Below are 20,410 nucleotides of genomic sequence, written 5' to 3'. Positions count from 1 at the left end.
TATTCACTATTGATGATAAACCAGCCAGATGGTAAGCGGCTAATTTATTTAAACTGAAGCGGGGTGAAAAGCGGGAAAGAGAGGACAAAAACCGGGGTTGCAAGCCTGCAGGTTACCCAACAGGCTTGCAGAAACGCGTCTTATGCGTCGAACGGATCGCGCAGAATCATCGTTTCACTACGATCCGGGCCGGTAGAGATAATATCGATCGGCACTTCGGTCAGTTCTTCAATACGCTTGATGTAGTCCAGCGCTGCTTGTGGCAGGCCGCTACGCTCTTTCACGCCGAAGGTGGTTTCGGACCAGCCCGGCATGGTTTCGTAAATTGGCTCAATGCCTTCCCAGTCATCTGCCGCCAGCGGCGTGGTGGTCACTTCGCGGCCATCTGGCATGCGGTAGCCCACACAGATTTTAACCTCTTTCAGGCCGTCCAGGACGTCCAGTTTGGTCAGGCAGAAGCCAGACAGGGAGTTGATCTGTACTGCACGACGCACTGCAACAGCGTCCAGCCAGCCGGTCCGACGACGACGACCAGTGGTCGCGCCAAATTCGTTACCCTGCTTGCAAAGGAACTCGCCGGTTTCATCAAACAGCTCGGTCGGGAACGGACCTGCACCCACGCGAGTGGAGTAAGCTTTGATGATCCCCAGAACGTAATCCACATAACGCGGACCCAGGCCAGAACCGGTCGCCACGCCACCTGCGGTGGTGTTAGAGGAGGTGACGTACGGATAGGTACCGTGGTCGATATCCAGCAGCGTACCCTGTGCGCCTTCGAACATTACGAAGTCGCCACGTTTACGCGCCTGATCCAGCAGATCGGAGACATCAACAACCATACCGGTCAGGATGTCGGCAATCGCCATCACGTCGTCGAGCACTTTCTGGTAGTCAACGGCGTCAGCTTTATAGAAATTCACCAGCTGGAAGTTGTGATATTCCATCACCTCTTTCAGCTTTTCAGCGAAGGTGGCTTTGTCGAACAGGTCGCCAACGCGCAGACCGCGACGGGCTACTTTGTCTTCGTAGGCTGGGCCGATACCACGACCAGTAGTACCAATCGCTTTCGCACCACGTGCTTTCTCACGTGCCACATCCAGCGCGACATGATAGTCGAGGATCAGCGGACATGCTTCAGAGAGGAGAAGGCGCTCACGCACCGGGATACCACGGTCTTCCAGGCCTTTCATCTCTTTCATCAGGGCAGCAGGAGACAGCACAACACCGTTACCGATGATGCTGGTCACATTGTCACGAAGAATGCCTGATGGAATAAGATGGAGGACGGTTTTTTCACCGTTGATTACGAGAGTATGACCTGCGTTGTGACCGCCCTGGTAGCGTACAACATATTTAGCGCGTTCAGTCAGGAGATCAACGATCTTCCCTTTACCTTCGTCACCCCATTGGGTGCCCAGTACGACGACGTTGTTACCCATTTTTCAAAATCACCGTTTGCTTAAAAATGGATTCTACCATCGGTTTTGTTGATGTTCAGCTTTTTTTGTATACAAATTTCGGCGATATGGGCCGATTTGCAGAGAGTTAAACGATTACCTCAATATGTTGTGTAATCAGCTGGCTTTGATCACTAGTCAGACTCAGGCGCATCGTATTGTCCTGCATCTCTGTACGGCTATTTCATCTGTGACCGCCGGAATATGTGATTCAAGATGTGAAATAAAATTCATAATCTCATCGTATTGCTGGATATTTTAAAAGTTGTCACCATCCCTCATGCGCAACCGGAGGGTCGCGTAATAACAACATAATTAGGATGATTATCATGAAAGAATTAACCGTAATTGAGCTCGAACTCGTTAGCGGCGCAGGCTGGCTGCAGGATGGTCTGGCAACGCTGGGCGGGCAATTTGGCACCGCATTGTGGTCAACGGCCAGCGATATGCTCAATGTTGATCTGCCGCTGATCGGTAGAGTCAATCTGGGTATTTTTGCGCCGGATCTGGGTACAGAAGTGGGAACGTCTCTGGGTTCAACCATTGGCGGTTTTATCGAAACTTCGTTGTCTGCACTGCCTAAAACAGGTTCTTTCTTCACTAAGCTCTTCAGAGCTAACGTTAGCACTACCGCTTAAAATTTAACCTTAAGCAAAAATGGCGCCTCAATGAGGCGCCATTTTTATTTCATCAGCTGCTGAACCTGTTAGTTTGCAGCCGGTGATTTCATATACCGGAAGAAATCGCTATCCGGGCTCAGAACCATAACGTCCTGGTTGCTCTTAAAGCTGTTTTCGTAAGCACGCAGGCTACGGATAAAGGCGTAGAAGTCTGGATCCTGACTAAACGCATCCGCAAACAGCTTCGCCGCTTCGGCATCGCCTTCACCACGCTGAATACGGCCCTGACGTTCTGCTTCAGCCAGGGTTTTGGTGACTTCATAGTCTGCGGCTGCGCGCAGCTTTTCAGCCTCTTCCTGACCCTGTGAACGGTGACGACGGGCGACCGCTTCACGCTCAGCACGCATACGGTTGTAGATAGCCTCAGAGACTTCGGTCGGCAGGTTGATCTGCTTAATACGCACATCCACCACCTCGATACCCAGCGCAGCCATACTGTTCGGGTTGATCACCGGCACATTGCCGTTGGTTTCAGCCTGAACACGCTCAGCGGCTTTGGCAATTGCGTCATCCGCCGCCGGGGTTTCTACCTCGTCTTCGGTGCCTGCAGAGCCGGAGTTCAGCGCATCGCGCACTTCCGAGGTCAAACGACCACGGGAGTCGGTCACGATGTCTTTCACATCCAGACGACCAATCTCAGAACGCAGACGGTCAGAGAACTTACGTTTCAGCAGCACTTCCGCCTGGGAGACGTCGCCGCCGCCGGTGGCCAGGAAGTAACGACTGAAGTCGCTGATACGCCATTTGATATAGGAATCAACGATCAGGTCTTTTTTCTCTTTCGTCACGAAGCGATCGGCCTGGTTATCCATGGTCTGGATACGCGCATCAAGCGTCTTAACGGACTGAATGAAAGGCACCTTGAAGTGCAGACCTGGCTCATAGATCAGCGGCTTTTTGTCGCCGTCGCGCACAACGCTGCTGAACTGGAACTTGATCCCACGCTCGCCCTCTTTCACGACGAAGATAGAGGTATAAAGCACGACCAGCACGATGACAATGATCGCAATAACTGACTTACGCATCGTTATTCCCCCTGACGCTGGTAGTCGTTACGCTGCGCGTTAGCGCGGCGTTGGTCCATGATGTCACCCTCGTTCGTAGAGGTTGTATTCGCACTGGAATTACCTGATGAAGACGGTGGCAGACGTAGCATGCTGTTTGCACCGCTATTGCTATCTTTCGCCGCAGGCGCGTTACCGCCCTTCAGCATCTGATCCAGCGGCAGAACCATCAGGTTGCCACCTTTGTTATCATTAACCAGCACTTTACGGGTATGGCTCAGCACTTTCTCCATGGTCTCAATATAGAGACGCTCACGGGTAATTTCCGGTGCAGCTTTATACTCCGGCAGAATCTTCGCGAAACGAGCCACTTCACCCTGAGCTTCAAGGATGGTCTGGGTCTTGTACGCGCGAGCCTCTTCCAGAATACGCTGTGCCTGGCCGTTAGCACGCGGCTGAACTTCGTTGGTGTACGCTTCAGCCTCACGGATGTACTGCTGTTCGTTTTCACGAGCGGCAATCGCATCGTCAAACGCCGCTTTCACCTCTTCCGGCGGACGCGCAGCCTGGAAGTTGACGTCCAGCAGGGTGATACCCATGTTGTAAGGACGGATGGTCTCTTCCAGCTCACGCTGGGTATCGCTACGAATAACGGTACGACCTTCGGTCAGAATGCGGTCCATGGTGTATTTACCGATAACGCCACGCAGAGCGCTGTCGGTCGCCTGACGCAGACTGTCGTCGGGGCTGGTGACGCTAAACAGGTAGTTCTTCGGATCGGTCACGCGGTACTGCACGTTCATCTCAACGCGCACCACGTTTTCGTCAGACGTCAGCATCACGCCAGAGGCTGCCAGCTCACGCACCGATTCAACGTTCACCGCAGTGACGTTATCAATAAAGGTGGGTTTCCAGTTCAGGCCCGGCTCAACCAGATGGCTGAACTTACCAAAACGGGTAACCACGCCACGCTCCGCTTCTTTAATGGTGTAGAACCCGCTGGCTGCCCAGATGATTACCGCAGCGGCGGCAACAATCCCGACCACACGGCCACCCATATGAGGACGCGGCCCCTGACCAGTACCGCCGCCAGTGCCTTTACCGCCGCCAAGACCACCGAGCTTTTTGCTCAGCTTGCGGAAGATATCATCCAGATCCGGCGGCCCCTGCTCGCGACCACCTTTGTTGCCATTTCCCCCAGAGTTGCCGCCTTGATTATTGCTGCTTCCCCACGGGTCGCGGTCTTGTCCGTTATTACCGGGCTGATTCCACGCCATGTATATGCTCCATATTTGTTATGCAAGGGCGAATTTTTTCAGGCCTTGTGTAAACCTTTTCTGGTCAGACGACGTAGTCCACCAGCGCAGGTTCTTGTTTGCAGAGGCGACGCCAGTCAACGATCGGCATACGCACCTGCATCCCCACGCTGCCGTCATCCTCCATCCACTCTTTTTCTATCGCCTGAAGCTGATAAAAACGGCTGCGCAGTCGGCCTTCCTGTGGCGGGAGGCGCAGCGTATGCTGAGCCACCTCACCGGAGAGACGTTCTGTTAAAGCCTGGAAAAGCAGTGGCACACCAACACCGGTCTGGGCTGAAAGCCAGACCCGAATCGGCTTATTCTCTTCATCACGGTCAATACGGGGCTCGAAGTCATCCAGCATGTCGATCTTATTCATCACCAGCAGCGATGGGATCTCATGCGCGTCTATCTCTTCAAGCACGGTATTAACTGCATCGATGTTTTCCTGCACGCGGACATCCGCAGCATCAATTATGTGCAGTAGCAGGGTCGCCTGACGCGTCTCCTGCAGGGTGGCTTTAAACGCCGCCACCAGGTCGTGTGGCAAATGACGGATAAACCCTACGGTATCCGCCAGTACGGTTTCCCCCACATCCGCCACGTTAATGCGGCGCAGCGTTGGGTCCAGGGTCGCAAAAAGTTGGTCTGCGGCGTAAACCTGGGCCTCGGTGATCTGGTTAAACAGGGTGGATTTACCGGCGTTGGTATAACCGACAAGCGAAACCGTTGGGATATCGGCTTTCATTCGGGAACGTCGCCCCTGCTCACGCTGCTTCTCGACTCTTTCCAGCCGTGAGAGGATCTGGGTTATACGGCCACGCAATAAGCGACGGTCGGTTTCGAGCTGGGTTTCACCCGGGCCACGCAAACCGATCCCGCCTTTCTGTCTTTCAAGGTGTGTCCAGCCGCGCACCAGACGCGTGGCCAGGTGGCGCAACTGCGCCAGCTCAACCTGCAATTTCCCTTCATGGGTACGTGCACGTTGGGCAAAGATGTCTAAAATCAAACCTGTACGGTCGATAACACGGCATTCGCACAGGCGCTCCAGGTTACGTTCCTGGGCTGGGGTCAGGGCGTGATCAAATAGCACGACTGAAGCACCAGTCGCTTTTACGGCATCCGCAATCTCAACTGCTTTACCTTCACCAACAAAATACTTTGGGTGCGGCGCTTTACGGCTACCGGTAATCACCTGCATTGCTTCGACACCGGCGGAAGAGACCAGAGATTCAAACTCCTGGAGGTCTTCCATATCTTTGTCTTGCGAAAAATAGATGTGTACCAGCACCGCCTGCTCACCGGCATCATAACGGTCAAACAAGCGTAAACCCCTTAAAAAAGATCAGCGGGGAACACAGAAAACCTGGCTCCCCGACGTGGAAAAAACAGCCAGAAACCTTATTCGGTCTCTTCACTGTCCTGCGCAGGCGCTGAAGAACCCTGCGCGTTGCTGCCATGATGGTAGTTACTGGAACCGCCGCCTGCGTTATTGCTGTGATGAGATACCGGACGAGACGGAACAACAGTAGAAATCGCGTGCTTATAGACCATCTGGCTGACCGTGTTTTTCAACAGGATCACGAACTGATCGAAAGACTCAATCTGACCTTGCAGCTTAATACCATTCACCAAATAAATAGAAACTGGAACACGTTCACGACGCAGTGCGTTCAGGAACGGGTCTTGTAAAGATTGCCCCTTAGCCATTCTATCTTTTCCTTATATGCTTGTTTTGTACTTAGAATCTTGCGACTCTGAAAAATTGCGCACGATACGTCTCAATTGTACACATTCAGTCCGTGATAGCACCAACAACCTGTAATACTTCGTTGAACGCTTGTTGCGGTTTTTCACTGTCTAACCAATGAACACCTTCCCAACCGCGCAACCAGGTGATCTGGCGCTTCGCTAACTGTCTCGTGGCGCAAACACCTCGATAAACCATTTCATCATGAGATATTTCGCCTTCAATGTATGACCACATCTGGCGATAACCGACACAACGAATGGAAGGCATGTCCGTATGCAAATCTCCACGGGCAAAAAGCGCCCGCACTTCTGCTTCAAAACCTGAAGCTAACATCTGATGAAAACGCTGCTCAATTCGCTGATGGAGCAGTTCACGGCTCGCCGGGGCGATGGCGAACTGATGCACCTGATACGGCAGAGCCTCTCCTGACGTTTGCGTCAGTTCCGTTAAAGTTTTACCCGAAATGAAAAAAACTTCCAGTGCCCGGGAAAGCCTTTGCGGATCATTTGGATGAATACGTGCCGCAGCAACCGGATCGATCTGTTCCAGTTGTTGGTGCAACGCGCCCCATCCCTGCTCTGCTGCCTGCTGCTCAATCTTTGCTCTTACCGCCGGGTCTGCCGACGGCAATGGCGATAACCCTTCAAGTAACGCCTTGAAATAGAGCATAGTTCCGCCCACCAGAAGCGGAATGCGCCCCGCCTCGGTGATCCTGGCCATCTCTGCCAGCGCATCGCGGCGGAAATCTGCCGCCGAGTACGCCAGGGCCGGGTCAAGAATATCTAATAAACGGTGTGGAGCCGCGCGCAGCTCCTCGGCGCTGGGCTTTGCCGTGCCGATATCCATCCCTTTGTAGATGAGGGCGGAATCCACGCTGATCAACTCTACTGGCAAAACTTTACGTAGCTCAATGGCTAACGCCGTCTTGCCTGAGGCCGTAGGCCCCATCAAAAAAATCGCCTTAGGCAGGCCAGTCTTACTTACATCACTCATCTTTCAGGGCGTTCTTCGCCGATTGTAAATCAACAGGTTGTAATAAACCGCCCGGCGGCGCTTTCACCAGATGCGGGCAGAGGCGTTCTACCTCCGCCAGCACGGTGATGGCCTGCGCCATACTCCACACAGGATGATCGCTGGCCAGATGGCGTGCGATCCACTGTGCCGTATTGGCTGCATCAAAGGTCGTTTGCTGCGCCAGGTAGCCTATCAGTTCAGGAATCAAGTTTTGTAAATTTTGTTGGCGTAAGGGTAAAGGCACCGCGCGAAGGGTCACATGCTGGGCCTCTACTGCCGTTTCTATGCCCATTTCTGCCAACAGGGGCTGGAAACGCTGTAATACCCGGGTTTCTTCCGGGGTTATCTTTAAACGCACCGGGATTAATAGCGGTTGCGCACAGGCGCGATGTTCGCCAGGGGTTAACTGCGTCTGTTTCAGCCAGCGCTCCGCCACCGGCAGTGCCAGCAACGCCAGCTTACCGTCGCGCTCCAGAAGAGCGATATCCGGGGCGACTATCGTCAACACGCGGCCAAAACTCTGGCTGTGTCCTTCCAGCGTGTCGGCCGTCGGCGCGACATCGGCGCTACGTCTTTCAACCGGTGGGGTTTCCAACAGCTTGCGATAATTGGCTCCCTGCTGTTTCTGGTATCCCGTATGCGCATGCGGGTAGTTTGCTCCCGTCGCGCGCGACGCTTTGTCGCTGGCCGCATACCCCGGTGCAGATGGCGCTTTGGCCACCACCGGCTCGGCGAATTGGTTACGTCCTGCAGCGGCCCGGTTTTCAGGTATCGCACGGGGTGCAACGGGCTCGTCTGCCAACGGTAATGCAGGCTCGGCCTGTTGTTGCAGCACGCTCAATACGCCCTGATAGATAAAATCATGCACCAGCCGGGATTGATGAAAACGCACTTCATGTTTGGCGGGATGAACGTTGACGTCTACCTGATGTGGGTCGATCTCCAGATAGAGTACAAAAGCAGGCTGCTGATCGGCGCCCAGCTTGTCTTCGCAGGCCTGACGGATGGCGTGGTTGATCAGCCGGTCGCGCATCATACGGCCATTGACGTAACAGTACTGAATTTCGGCAAACGCGGCGCTGCTTACTTTAGGATCGGCCACCCAGCCGCGCAGGGTTAAATCCCCATGCTGCCATTCGATGGCCAGAGCCTGTTCAAGGAATGGCGTACCGCAGATGGCACCAAGACGGCGCTCTTTCTGCCCGCCTTGTGCGACAGCGCGGTATTGCCGCATCACTTTACCGTTATGGCTTAGGTTGAGAGTCACGTCGAAACGCGCCAGCGCGATGCGGCGAATGACCTCATCGATATGGCTGAATTCGGTTTTTTCAGTGCGCATAAACTTGCGACGCGCCGGCGTGTTGTAAAAGAGATCTAATACTTCCAGCGTGGTCCCCACCGGGTGAGCCGCAGGCTTTACCGTCACGTCCTGGTCGCGTCCTTCCGCATAGGCTTGCCAGGCTTCTTGCTGCTCAGCCGTACGTGAGGTCAGCGTTAAGCGGGAGACGGAGCTGATACTGGCCAGTGCTTCACCACGAAAACCGAGGCTGATTATGGCTTCAAGATCGTCAAGCGAGGCAATTTTACTGGTGGCGTGACGCGCCAGCGCCAGCGCCAGCTCCTCTTTTTTGATGCCACAGCCGTTATCGCGAATGCGGATCAGCTTGGCCCCACCGCGTTCAATATCGATATCAATGCGGGTGGCCCCCGCATCAAGGCTGTTTTCAACCAGCTCTTTCACGACCGATGCCGGGCGCTCTACCACCTCGCCGGCGGCGATTTGGTTCGCAAGCTGCGGCGGCAGAACCTGAATCGGCATGAATGCTCCTTAGTTAGTGGCGGTTATCCCGCCCGGTAGTTCGGCACTGGCGGTCTGTCCGACACCACCCTGCGGCGCAGACTGCAGTGGATGGGCATCGAAATACTTGCGCAGCCCGTTATAAATCGCCTCGGCAATTTGCTGCTGATAACTGTCGCTGCCTAACAGACGCTCTTCGCCGTTGTTACTGATAAACCCGGTCTCTACAAGAATGGAAGGGATATCAGGCGAGCGCAGTACGCCCAGACTCGCATGCTCAGGGCGACGCTTGTGCAGGGATCCGATACCGTCTAACTGGCTCAGTACGTTAGTGGCCACATCATACCCGACGCGCTGAGAATGGCCGAACTGTAAATCGAGAACCGCCTGGCTAAGGTAAGGATCGGACTGGCTGTTTGCCAGCACATCGCCCGCCCCGCCTAACAGCTCGGACTGTTTCTCATGTTCTTCCAGCCAGTTCGCCATTTCGCTGTTGGCGCGACGGTTGGACAACACCCAGACCGAAGCCCCCGTCGCACTCCGGTTTGGCGCGGCATCAGCATGAATAGAGACCAGGAAGTTCGCATTCTGTTTACGCGCCACGTCAGAGCGCCCCATCACAGAGATGAAATAGTCGCCGTCACGGGTGAGCACGCCTTTAAACATCGGGTCATTATTCAGCAGCGTACGCAGCTTACGGGCAATAGCGATAGTGACGTTTTTCTCACGCGTACCGCCAGGGCCTATCGCCCCTGGATCCTGCCCACCGTGGCCGGCATCGATAGCAATAATCACTTTATCGCCCGTGACGGCACGACGCGCACTGGACGCAGGCCGGGTCGCGGTATTACTGCTGGTCACGGTGGTGATACGATCGCTGCCCGATTTGAATGGGTTACGGGCAGGCTCTGCGGGCCGTGGCGTGTAAGCGGGGGTCTCCACGCGTTTCGCGACAACCGGCGGTGGTGGCGGTGGCGGCGTATCGGCTTTGATGGTGAAGACCACGGTGTAGTTCGCACCGTTCTGCTGCTTCACCGCCTGGGTTTTACCCTTTTCCGTAAGATCGACCACCAGCCTCAGCGACTGGGCATCCTTCGGTGTTCCCGAACGGATGGTTTTCACCAGATTGTTACCACTGAATTGCAGCGGCAGCCCCTGAATCACGCCCGTCTGTTTGATATCCAGCGCCACGCTGCGGCTATCAGGCTGTGAAAAAGCATATTCAGGATCGCCCATAAAACTGAAGGTAATCCGCGCCTGGCTATCGCCATTCGACACCTGAATATCCGAAAGTGTGGCCGCTCCGGCTTGTGCACAAAGCAATACCGTTGCTGCTAATAACCAATTTTTAACGCGATTAAACATCCCGTCATCCCTTCGCTTAACCGGCTAAACGCGCCAGTAGGGAACTGCCTGATGAGGAGACTGCGCTGATGCGAGCCTCACGCCCTTGCGCCTGGTAATCTAAGTGGATTTCGACATCCGGGTCAGGCAAGACACCCGCACCTTGTTGCGGCCACTCCACCAGGCAAATGGCGTCGTTGGCAAAATAGTCGCGGATCCCCATAAATTCCAGCTCCTCGGGATCCGCAAGACGGTACAGATCGAAATGGTAAACCATTAAATTTTCAAGCGTGTAGGGCTCAACCAGGGTGTAAGTGGGACTTTTTACGTTACCCTTGTGGCCTAGCGCCTGTAAAAAACCGCGGCTAAAGGTCGTTTTCCCCGCGCCCAGATCGCCATACAGATAAATCACCGTTGCGCCCTGGCAAGCCTCTGCCAGACGTTTACCCAGTGCTAAAGTGGCCTGCTCGTCAGGTAATGGAATCACTCGATTAGTCATTTTCTACATCAATCACATTCGGGTTTACAACACGCCGCAGCGTGTCAAAAAGATCGGTGGCCAGCATACCGCGCGTGCCGTACTGAACGGCAAGTTTGTCGGCTGCTGCGCCATGGGCTACACAACCCGCGCAGGCGGCATCGTAAAGGGGGAGTTTTTGTCCGAGCAACGCACCGATAATACCGGAGAGTACATCCCCCATACCGCCGCTCGCCATGCCCGCATTGCCGGCATCAACAATGCCCAGCGCGCCTGATTCACAGGCTACAACGGTTCCCGCCCCTTTTAAAACGACAACACCACCGTAACGTTGTACCAGACGTTGCGCAGAAAGTAAGCGATCGCTTTCAATTTCTGCGATGCTGCAATTTAGCAGCCGCGCGGCCTCGCCAGGGTGTGGCGTCAGGATGCGATTGTGACGTTTATCCGGATTGATTGCCAGAAGGTTCAGCGCGTCGGCATCCCAGAGCATCGGTTTCCGGACGTTTTCAACTTTCTGCAGCGCCTGTTTGCCCCATGCTTGCTGGCCGAGCCCGGGTCCTATCACCACGACATCCGCCCAGGCGAGGCTCTCTTCCAGTGAGTGCGCGGTCAGTTCATGCAGCATCAGCTCTGGCCGGGCAGTGATAATAGGCGCGATGTTCTCTGCGCGCGTCAGCACGCGTACCAGACCTGCACCTGCACGCAGGGCAGCCTCACCCGTCATCCGTATCGCCCCCGCCGTACCGTGATCGCCACCGATAATCACCAGCTTACCGTGGTCCCCTTTTTGCGAGGTCGCCCGACGCGGTGCCAGCCAGTCTGACAACTGACTGGCCTCAAAGCGGGTCATTGCCGTCTCCTGCCCTGCCAGCCACGCGTCTAGCCCGAGGGCGCTATGGTGAAGCTTGCCGACTACGTCCCGCGCTTTGCCCGTCAACAGACCGGGTTTTAGCGCGATAAAGGTCACCGTCCGGGCAGCCTGAATGACCGCTCCGGGTGTGGCCCCCGTCTGAGCCAGTAATCCCGAGGGAATATCGAGCGCCATCACGGGCGCGGGATTCGCATTAGCATGGTCAATCAGCGCGGCAACCGGGTCGCGCGGCGCGCTGCGAAGCCCGGTACCAAGCAGCCCATCAATGATCAGATCGACCTCTTCTGGCCAGCATACGTCGGGAGCATGAATGACACCGCCCGCATTAAGCCAGGCGTCCCTTGCCGCCTGGGCTTCTTCCGGTAAAGGGTTGTCGCTCTCTAATGCCAGCAGCGTGACGCTAAACCCGGCGGCAAGCGCCAGCCGGGCCACCACGTAGCCATCGCCGCCGTTGTTGCCGTGCCCGCAAAGGATGAGCCAGTGTGCTGCATCCGGCCAGGCTTCACGCGCCACGGTAAACGCCGCCTCGCCCGCGCGCTGCATCAGCTCATAAAGGGTAATGCCAAGGCTATCAGCAGCCTCTTTTTCGGCGCGACGGAGGTCATCCGCAGGCCAGATGGAATGTGGTATACTTGCGGGGTTTTTCTTCACAGTATGGTCCGTCATGTCACAGCCCCTCGATCTCAATCAGTTAGCGCTAAATATTAAACAGTGGGGCGCCGAGCTTGGCTTTCAGAAAGTCGGCATCACGGATACCGATCTCTCTGCCAGCGAGCCAAAACTGCAGGCATGGCTGGATAAACAATACCACGGCGAAATGGAGTGGATGGCGCGACACGGCATGATGCGTGCCCGTCCGCATGAACTCTTACCGGGTACCCTGCGCGTAATTAGCGTACGCATGAACTACCTTCCCGCTAATGCGGCATTTGCCCGCACGCTGAAAGATCCAACATTAGGTTACGTGAGCCGTTATGCCCTGGGGCGTGATTATCATAAGCTTCTGCGTAACCGGCTAAAAAAACTGGGCGAGATCATTCAGCAGCATTGCGATTCGCTGAATTTTAGACCCTTTGTCGACTCTGCGCCTATTCTTGAGCGCCCGCTTGCGGAAAAAGCCGGCCTCGGCTGGACTGGTAAGCACTCACTTATCCTGAGCCGTGATGCCGGTTCGTTCTTTTTTTTAGGTGAGTTACTGATCGATCTCCCTCTCCCGGTGGATAGCCCGGTTGAAGAGGGCTGCGGTCGCTGTGTGGCCTGCATGACCATCTGCCCTACGGGAGCGATTGTTGAGCCCTACACGGTGGATGCCCGCCGCTGTATCTCTTATCTCACCATCGAACTGGAAGGGGCCATCCCTGAAGAGTTCCGACCGCTTATCGGCAACCGTATTTACGGCTGCGATGATTGCCAGTTGATCTGCCCCTGGAACCGCTATTCACAGTTAACGGATGAAGATGATTTCAGCCCGCGTAAGGCGCTACATGCCCCACCGCTTGTCGAACTGTTTGCCTGGAGCGAAGCCTGGTTCTTAAAGGTGACGGAAGGTTCGGCTATTCGCCGCATCGGCCATTTACGCTGGCTGCGAAATGTCGCAGTGGCGCTGGGCAATGCCCCCTGGAGCGAGGCGAATATTCAGGCGCTGGAAAGTCGTAGAGGTGAGCACCCACTTCTCGATGAACACATCGAATGGGCGGTTGCGCAGCAGATTGAGAAGCGGAATGCGTGCGTTATCGAAGTGCAGCTACCGCAAAAACAACGCCTTGTAAGGGTGATCGAAAAAGGGTTACCGCGGGATGCGTGATATATTCACACCCTGTGAATAAAATTAAAAACCGAGGAATCATCATGGGTAGCTTACAGGTCAAGAGATCGCCATAACATTTTGAAATGAAATTTTATTACGGAATTTCAGTGAGTTATAAAGATACTATTCACCAGGCGAAGTTTTTACATATTGACGCAAATCGAACAAACCTGTGGATAAGTCTGTTGAGGAAAGTTTTTCAGAAACAACACAAATCACCCGCGGCGAGGGTTCTCGCTGTGGATATCTAAGAGGAGAGAAAATTTGGAGCGGGAAACGAGACTCGAACTCGCGACCCCGACCTTGGCAAGGTCGTGCTCTACCAACTGAGCTATTCCCGCTTGGGTGGTCTTACTGTGTAGCGAACAAATTTTGGAGCGGGAAACGAGACTCGAACTCGCGACCCCGACCTTGGCAAGGTCGTGCTCTACCAACTGAGCTATTCCCGCTTGGGTGGTCTTACTGCGTAGCGAACAAATTTTGGAGCGGGAAACGAGACTCGAACTCGCGACCCCGACCTTGGCAAGGTCGTGCTCTACCAACTGAGCTATTCCCGCAAATCTGTTGCTGTCGTAACGAATAAATCCTGTCGTTACGGGAGGCGCATTATACGAGAAATCCTTTTAGCTGCAACCCCCCTCAAAGCGTTTTTTTAGAAATTCAGTTCAAGTGATGGAATATTCATCGCTTTGCGCGTTTTTACACCATGCAGCCCTTCTGACGGCCGGGTAAGGCACAAGCACTACCCGGCAACGCCCTGAATCAGAGCTGAATAAAGTGTTCGCGATAGTATGCCAGCTCCGCCACTGACTCACGAATATCGTCCATTGCCTGGTGCGTGCCCTGCTTCTTGAAGCCATCCAGGATTTCAGGTTTCCAGCGACGCGCCAGCTCTTTCAAGGTGCTGACGTCCAGATAACGGTAATGGAAGTACGATTCCAGTTCCGGCATATATTTAAAAAGAAAACGGCGATCCTGCCCGATGCTATTGCCACAGATAGGCGATTTACCTGCAGGTACCCACTGTTTCAGAAATTCAATGGTGGCCAGTTCCGCTTCGCGATCGCCCTGGTTACTGGCTTTGACACGATCCACTAGCCCGCTGCCGGTATGGGTGCGCACGTTCCAGTCATCCATCAGCGCCAGCTGTTCGTCGCTTTGATGAACCGCAATGGTCGGCCCTTCCGCCAGGATATTGAGGTTCGCATCGGTGACCAGGGTCGCAATCTCAATGATGCGATCACGCTCGGGATCCAGCCCGGTCATCTCAAGATCGATCCAAATCAGGTTATTTTCATCCGCGCTCATGTTATTTTCCACCCTTCTCGCATAACCCGCCGCGGCAGGTTAACTAGTATTGATTAGTGTGTATCATAGAGGTTTTGCCCGTTACGGGCGACCAGGAGCCAGCACGATTGAGTAAAAATAAACTCTCCAAGGGGCAGCAGCGCCGGGTGAAAGCCAATCACCAGCGTCGTCTTAAAACCACTGCGGAGAAAGCCGACTACGATGACAACCTGTTTGGCGATACGGCTGAAGGCACGGTTATTAGCCGCTTTGGTATGCACGCCGATGTGGAATCTGAAGACGGCAGCGTGCACCGCTGCAATATTCGTCGCACCATCCGTTCGCTGGTTACCGGCGATCGCGTCGTCTGGCGTCCAGGCAAAGTGGCAGCGGAAGGGGTGCTGGTAAAAGGCATCGTAGAGGCGGTACATGAGCGCACGTCGGTGCTGACGCGCCCTGATTTCTACGACGGCGTTAAGCCGATCGCTGCCAATATCAATCAGATCGTCATCGTTTCGGCCATTTTGCCTGAGCTGTCGTTGAATATCATCGACCGCTATCTGGTGGCCTGCGAAACCTTGCAAGTTGAGCCGTTGATCGTACTGAATAAAATCGATCTGCTCGACGACGAAGGCATGGCGTTCGTGAACGAACAAATGGATATTTACCGCAAGATTGGCTATCGGGTACTGATGGTCTCCAGCCATAAAAAAGATGGACTGTTACCGCTGGAAGAAGCGTTGACTGACCGCATCAGTATCTTTGCCGGGCAATCAGGCGTGGGTAAATCGAGCCTGCTAAATAACTTACTGGGGCTGCAGAAAGAGATCCTGACCAATGATGTCTCTGATGTCTCCGGACTTGGCCAACATACCACTACTGCCTCACGCCTGTATCACTTCCCTCACGGCGGCGACGTGATTGACTCGCCTGGCGTGCGCGAATTCGGTTTATGGCACCTCGAGCCGGAACAAATCTTTAACGGATTTGTCGAATTCCATGACTATTTAGGCGCTTGTAAATACCGCGACTGCAAGCATGATAACGACCCTGGCTGCGCAATTCGCGAAGCGGTCGAAAACGGTGACATTGCGGAGACCCGTTTCGAAAACTATCACCGCATTCTCGAAAGCATGTCTCAGGTAAAAACGCGTAAAAGCTTTTCTGAATCTGATGACTGACAACTAAGCTTAGCGTCGCTAAAATCGTCCCCCATTTTCAGGTTCCGGCTGTTAACAGCCGGATCAGGAACGACAAAACAATGGCCTGGAGGCTACCTTGTTAAACTCATTTAAACTTTCGCTTCAATACATTCTGCCAAAACTGTGGCTCACTCGCCTGGCGGGCTGGGGCGCGAGCAAACGAGCGGGCTGGCTAACAAAGCTGGTAATCGACCTGTTCGTAAAATATTACAAGGTCGACATGAAAGAGGCGCAGAAGCCGGATACAGCCAGCTACCGCACCTTCAACGACTTCTTTGTTCGCCCGCTGCGCGACGAAGTTCGCCCACTGAATACCGACCCAAATGTCCTGGTCATGCCTGCCGATGGGGTCATCAGCCAGTTAGGTAAAATCGAAGAAGATAAGATTTTGCAGGCGAAAGGCCATAACTACAGCATGGAAGCACTGCTGGCAGGTAACTACCTGATGGCTGACAAGTTCCGCAATGGCTCTTTCGTGACCACTTACCTGTCACCGCGCGACTACCACCGTGTGCATATGCCCTGTAACGGTATTCTGCGCGAAATGATCTACGTACCGGGCGACCTCTTTTCCGTTAACCACCTGACCGCGCAGAACGTACCGAATTTGTTCGCCCGTAACGAGCGCGTCATTTGCCTGTTTGATACTGAATTTGGCCCCATGGCGCAGATTTTAGTCGGTGCGACCATTGTGGGCAGCATTGAAACCGTCTGGGCTGGCACCATCACGCCACCGCGTGAAGGCGTGATCAAGCGCTGGACATGGCCTGAAGGTGAAAGCGAAGGTTCCGTCGCTCTGCTGAAAGGCCAGGAGATGGGTCGCTTCAAGCTCGGCTCGACCGTTATCAACCTGTTCGCACCGGGCAAGGTGGATCTGGTCGAGTCGTTGCAGAGCCTCTCCGTAACGAAGATTGGCCAACCGTTAGCCCTCTCTACCGAGACCTTCGTTACGCCGGACGCGGAACCTGCCCCGCTTGCTGAGGAAGAGATTGCCGCTGAACTTGACGCCAGCCCGCTTGTTGACGATAAGAAAGCTGAAAGCTAATTAAAGGACCGCTGACGTGCGCCCGATTATCATTTTTCTGATGGCCTGGTGCCTCAGTACGGGGGCGTACGCTGCGACGGCCCCTGATGCCAAACAGATAACCCAGGAGCTGGAGCAGGCGAAAGCGGCTAAACCCGCGCAGCCTGAAGCCGTTGAGGCACTCCAGACCGCACTGAACGCCCTCGAGGAGCGTAAAGGTTCCCTCGAGCGCGCTCAGCAATATCAGCAGGTTATCGATAACTTCCCCAAACTCTCTCAGACGTTACGCTCTCAGCTGAATAACCTGCGCGATGAACCGCGTGAGGTGCCAGTGGGAATGACCACCGACGCCCTCAATCAGGAGATCCTGCAGGTCAGTAGCCAACTGCTGGAAAAAAGCCGTCAGGCGCAGCAAGAGCAAGAGCGCGCCCGTGAAATTGGCGACTCCCTGAACCAACTGCCGCAACAGCAAACCGACGCCCGCCGACAGCTTAATGACGTTGAGCGTCGCGTAGGAACACAAGCCGGCAACACAGCACAGAGTCAGGCGCAAAATATCGCCATTCAGGCCGAGTCCGCCAAACTCAAAGCGCTGGTGGATGAACTTGAGCTGGCACAGCTGTCTGCGAATAACCGTCAGGAACTGGCGCGCATGCGCTCTGAGCTTGCGCAGAAGCAGAGCCAACAGCTTGATGGCTACTTACAGGCCCTACGTAATCAGTTAAATAGCCAGCGCCAGCGCGAAGCAGAACGCGCGCTGGAGAGCACAGAACTGCTGGCTGAAAACAGCGCCAACTTGCCACCGGACCTGATCGCCCAGTTCAAAGTAAACCGTGAACTGTCGGCTGCCCTTAACCAGCAGGCCCAGCGGATGGATCTGGTCGCATCGCAGCAGCGTCAGGCCACCAATCAAACTTTACAGGTACGCCAGGCGCTAAATACCCTGCGCGAACAGTCTCAGTGGCTGGGATCGTCGAATCTGCTTGGCGAAGCCCTGCGTGCCCAAGTGGCACGTCTGCCTGAAATGCCGAAACCACAGCAGCTTGATACCGAGCTGGCGCAGCTGCGAGTGCAGCGTTTGCGCTATGAGGATCAACTCAACAAACAGCCGCAGCTACGTCAGATCCGCCAGGCCGACGGCGCGCCGCTGACAGCCGAGCAGAACCGCATTCTGGAAGCCCAGTTGCGTACTCAGCGCGAACTGCTGAACTCGCTTTTACAGGGTGGTGATACCCTGATTCTGGAGCTAACCAAGCTGAAGGTGTCTAACAGCCAGCTCGAAGATGCGCTAAAAGAGGTGAACGAGGCGACCCACCGCTATCTGTTCTGGACGTCTGACGTACGCCCAATGACCATCTCCTGGCCGATTGAAATTGTGCAGGATTTACGGCGCCTCATCTCGCTGGATACTGTCAATCAACTCGGCAAAGCCAGCATCATGATGCTGACCAGCAAGGAGACCATATTCCCGCTGCTGGGGGCGCTGATTCTGGTCGGATGCAGTATCTACTCCCGCCGCCACTTTACTCGCTTCCTGGAACGTTCTAGCGCTAAAGTCGGGAAAGTGACGCAAGACCATTTCTGGCTCACTCTGCGCACCGTGTTTTGGTCTATCCTGGTGGCGTCACCCTTGCCGGTGCTGTGGATGACGCTGGGTTACGGCCTGCGTGAAGCCTGGCCTTATCCGCTGGCCGTAGCGATCGGCGATGGGGTAACCGCCACGGTACCGCTGCTATGGGTTGTTATGATCTGCGCCACATTTGCCAGACCCAATGGGCTTTTTATTACCCACTTTGCCTGGCCGCGTCACCGCGTCACACGAGCGATGCGTTACTACCTGATGAGCATCGGGCTGATTGTGCCGCTCATCATGGCGCTGATCATGTTCGATAACCTGAGCGACCGAGAGTTCTCTGGCTCGCTTGGCCGCCTGTGCTTTATTTTGATTTGTGGTGCGCTGGCGATAGTTACCCTGAGCCTGAAACGTGCGGGGATCCCGCTCTATGTCGATAAAACCGGCAGCGGCGACAATATGTTTAACCGTCTGCTCTGGAATATGCTGCTCAGCGCTCCGCTGGTTGCCATTCTGGCCTCTGCCGTAGGCTATCTGGCTACCGCACAGGCCCTGCTGGCGCGTCTTGAGACTTCGGTCGCCATCTGGTTCTTGCTGCTGGTGGTGTATCACATTATCCGTCGCTGGATGCTGATTCAGCGGCGGCGTCTGGCTTTCGATCGGGCTAAACATCGCCGCGCGGAAATTCTTGCTCAGCGCGCCCGTGGTGAGGACGAACCGCAGCACACCACCAGCACTGAAGGCACCGCGGAGATTGATGAGGTTGAGCTGGACCTTGATGCCATCAGTACACAGTCTCTGCGTCTGGTGCGTTCCATTCTGATGCTGATTGCCCTGCTGTCAGTGATCGTGTTGTGGTCTGAAATTCACTCGGCGTTTGGCTTCCTTGAGAACATCTCCCTGTGGGATGCCACCTCAACCGTCCAGGGCGTTGAGAGCCTTGAACCCATCACGCTTGGCGCCGTTCTGATCGCAATTCTGGTGCTGATTATCACCACCCAACTGGTACGGAACTTCCCTGCCCTGCTGGAACTCGCCCTGCTGCAGCATCTGGATCTCACGCCAGGCACCGGCTACGCCATTACCACCATCACCAAATACCTGATCCTGCTGCTGGGTGGGCTGGTCGGTTTCTCGATGATTGGTATTGAGTGGTCGAAACTGCAGTGGCTGGTCGCCGCATTGGGTGTGGGGCTCGGCTTTGGTTTGCAGGAGATTTTTGCCAACTTCATTTCTGGCCTGATCATCCTGTTCGAAAAACCGATTCGTATCGGCGATACCGTGACGATCCGCGATTTGACGGGCAGTATTACGAAGATCAATACCCGCGCGACCACCATCAGCGACTGGGATCGCAAAGAGATCATCGTGCCGAATAAAGCGTTCATCACCGAGCAGTTTATCAACTGGTCACTGTCGGATTCGGTGACGCGTGTGGTCTTAACCGTGCCCGCCCCTTCCGATGCTGACAGCGAAGAGGTGACGAAGATCCTCTATACGGCGGCCGATCGCTGCTCGCTGGTGATCAACACACCGGAACCGGAAGTCTTCCTTGTTGACCTTCAGCAGGGGATACAGATCTTTGAACTGCGCATTTATGCCGCTGAAATGGGCCATCGTATGCCGTTGCGTCATGAAATCCACCAGCTGATCCTCGCTGGCTTCCGCGAGCATGGCCTGGAAATGCCGTTCCCGCCTTTCCAGATGCGTCTGGAAAGTCTGGATGGGCGTAAGACGGGAAAAACTTTGACATCGGCGGCGCGTTCCCGTCCGGCGGGAAGTTTGTAACGCCTTCACCCTCTCCTGCGGGAGAGGGT

16 protein-coding genes and 3 tRNA genes are annotated in these 20,410 nt (G+C 54.9%); 5 read left to right on the top strand and 14 right to left on the bottom strand.

What is annotated here, in order from left to right:
• Positions 1-140: 140 nt before the first annotated feature.
• Complete coding sequence (locus B3B59_RS05710) at positions 141-1,439, bottom strand: adenylosuccinate synthase (protein ID WP_040077496.1); 1,299 nt, start codon at positions 1,437-1,439, stop codon at positions 141-143.
• A gap of 347 nt (positions 1,440-1,786) precedes the next feature.
• On the opposite strand from B3B59_RS05710, the gene B3B59_RS05705 reads away from it, so the two are divergent.
• Positions 1,787-2,095, top strand: a complete 309-nt coding sequence (locus B3B59_RS05705; protein ID WP_286808339.1) for a hypothetical protein — start codon at positions 1,787-1,789, stop codon at positions 2,093-2,095.
• A 68-nt stretch (positions 2,096-2,163) separates the two neighbouring features.
• Here B3B59_RS05705 and hflC read toward each other — a convergent pair whose 3' ends face one another.
• The 9 genes from hflC to nnr all read right to left on the bottom strand — a co-directional run bounded on the left by hflC (position 2,164) and on the right by nnr (position 12,366).
• Positions 2,164-3,162 (bottom strand): protease modulator HflC, encoded by a 999-nt coding sequence (hflC, locus tag B3B59_RS05700; protein ID WP_046886390.1) that lies wholly within the window; start codon positions 3,160-3,162, stop codon positions 2,164-2,166.
• A 2-nt stretch (positions 3,163-3,164) separates the two neighbouring features.
• A complete protein-coding gene (gene hflK, locus B3B59_RS05695; RefSeq protein ID WP_046886389.1) occupies positions 3,165-4,418 on the bottom strand; it encodes an FtsH protease activity modulator HflK in 1,254 nt (417 codons plus the stop codon).
• Positions 4,419-4,482: 64 nt separating this feature from the next.
• Complete coding sequence (gene hflX, locus B3B59_RS05690; RefSeq protein ID WP_040077500.1) at positions 4,483-5,763, bottom strand: ribosome rescue GTPase HflX; 1,281 nt, start codon at positions 5,761-5,763, stop codon at positions 4,483-4,485.
• Positions 5,764-5,840: 77 nt separating this feature from the next.
• The gene (hfq, locus tag B3B59_RS05685) at positions 5,841-6,149 is read right to left on the bottom strand and encodes an RNA chaperone Hfq (RefSeq protein WP_032616179.1); all 309 of its coding nucleotides are present in this window, start codon (positions 6,147-6,149) and stop codon (positions 5,841-5,843) included.
• A gap of 85 nt (positions 6,150-6,234) precedes the next feature.
• A complete protein-coding gene (miaA, locus tag B3B59_RS05680; RefSeq protein WP_040077501.1) occupies positions 6,235-7,185 on the bottom strand; it encodes a tRNA (adenosine(37)-N6)-dimethylallyltransferase MiaA in 951 nt (316 codons plus the stop codon).
• The gene (gene mutL, locus B3B59_RS05675) at positions 7,178-9,025 is read right to left on the bottom strand and encodes a DNA mismatch repair endonuclease MutL (protein ID WP_263616728.1); all 1,848 of its coding nucleotides are present in this window, start codon (positions 9,023-9,025) and stop codon (positions 7,178-7,180) included. Before mutL ends, miaA begins: the two co-directional genes overlap by 8 nt.
• A 9-nt stretch (positions 9,026-9,034) precedes the next feature.
• Positions 9,035-10,369, bottom strand: a complete 1,335-nt coding sequence (gene amiB / locus B3B59_RS05670) for an N-acetylmuramoyl-L-alanine amidase AmiB (RefSeq protein ID WP_046886387.1) — start codon at positions 10,367-10,369, stop codon at positions 9,035-9,037.
• A gap of 16 nt (positions 10,370-10,385) precedes the next feature.
• Complete coding sequence (gene tsaE, locus B3B59_RS05665; protein WP_207292856.1) at positions 10,386-10,847, bottom strand: tRNA (adenosine(37)-N6)-threonylcarbamoyltransferase complex ATPase subunit type 1 TsaE; 462 nt, start codon at positions 10,845-10,847, stop codon at positions 10,386-10,388.
• Positions 10,840-12,366 (bottom strand): bifunctional ADP-dependent NAD(P)H-hydrate dehydratase/NAD(P)H-hydrate epimerase, encoded by a 1,527-nt coding sequence (gene nnr, locus B3B59_RS05660; protein ID WP_286808337.1) that lies wholly within the window; start codon positions 12,364-12,366, stop codon positions 10,840-10,842. Before nnr ends, tsaE begins: the two co-directional genes overlap by 8 nt.
• Here nnr and queG point away from each other — a divergent pair.
• Positions 12,365-13,504, top strand: a complete 1,140-nt coding sequence (gene queG / locus B3B59_RS05655; RefSeq protein ID WP_046886385.1) for a tRNA epoxyqueuosine(34) reductase QueG — start codon at positions 12,365-12,367, stop codon at positions 13,502-13,504. The genes nnr and queG overlap by 2 nt on opposite strands.
• 268 nt (positions 13,505-13,772) lie before the next feature.
• Here queG and B3B59_RS05650 read toward each other — a convergent pair.
• From B3B59_RS05650 to orn, 4 genes are all read right to left on the bottom strand, one after another.
• A tRNA-Gly gene (locus tag B3B59_RS05650) sits at positions 13,773-13,848 on the bottom strand.
• Positions 13,849-13,880: 32 nt separating this feature from the next.
• Positions 13,881-13,956, bottom strand: a tRNA-Gly gene (locus tag B3B59_RS05645).
• A 32-nt stretch (positions 13,957-13,988) separates the two neighbouring features.
• Positions 13,989-14,064: transfer RNA gene (locus B3B59_RS05640), tRNA-Gly, on the bottom strand.
• A gap of 205 nt (positions 14,065-14,269) precedes the next feature.
• Complete coding sequence (gene orn / locus B3B59_RS05635; protein WP_040077508.1) at positions 14,270-14,815, bottom strand: oligoribonuclease; 546 nt, start codon at positions 14,813-14,815, stop codon at positions 14,270-14,272.
• Between the two features lie 107 nt (positions 14,816-14,922).
• Here orn and rsgA point away from each other — a divergent pair, with 107 nt between their 5' ends.
• The 3 genes from rsgA (at position 14,923) to mscM (ending at position 20,381) form a co-directional block, all read left to right on the top strand.
• On the top strand, positions 14,923-15,975 hold the full coding sequence (gene rsgA, locus B3B59_RS05630; RefSeq protein WP_040077510.1) for a small ribosomal subunit biogenesis GTPase RsgA: 1,053 nt from the start codon (positions 14,923-14,925) through the stop codon (positions 15,973-15,975).
• A 97-nt stretch (positions 15,976-16,072) separates the two neighbouring features.
• Positions 16,073-17,041: an archaetidylserine decarboxylase gene (gene asd, locus B3B59_RS05625; protein ID WP_040077511.1), complete on the top strand. Its 969-nt coding sequence runs from the start codon at positions 16,073-16,075 to the stop codon at positions 17,039-17,041.
• Positions 17,042-17,057: 16 nt separating this feature from the next.
• On the top strand, positions 17,058-20,381 hold the full coding sequence (gene mscM / locus B3B59_RS05620) for a miniconductance mechanosensitive channel MscM (RefSeq protein ID WP_286808335.1): 3,324 nt from the start codon (positions 17,058-17,060) through the stop codon (positions 20,379-20,381).
• Positions 20,382-20,410: the final 29 nt, after the last annotated feature.

The sequence above is a fragment of the Leclercia sp. UBA2479 genome (assembly GCF_002341985.1).
Lineage (GTDB): Bacteria > Pseudomonadota > Gammaproteobacteria > Enterobacterales > Enterobacteriaceae > Enterobacter > Enterobacter pneumoniae.
The sequence above is the reverse complement of the archived record's forward strand: the minus strand, read 5'-3'. Positions and strand labels throughout refer to the sequence as shown.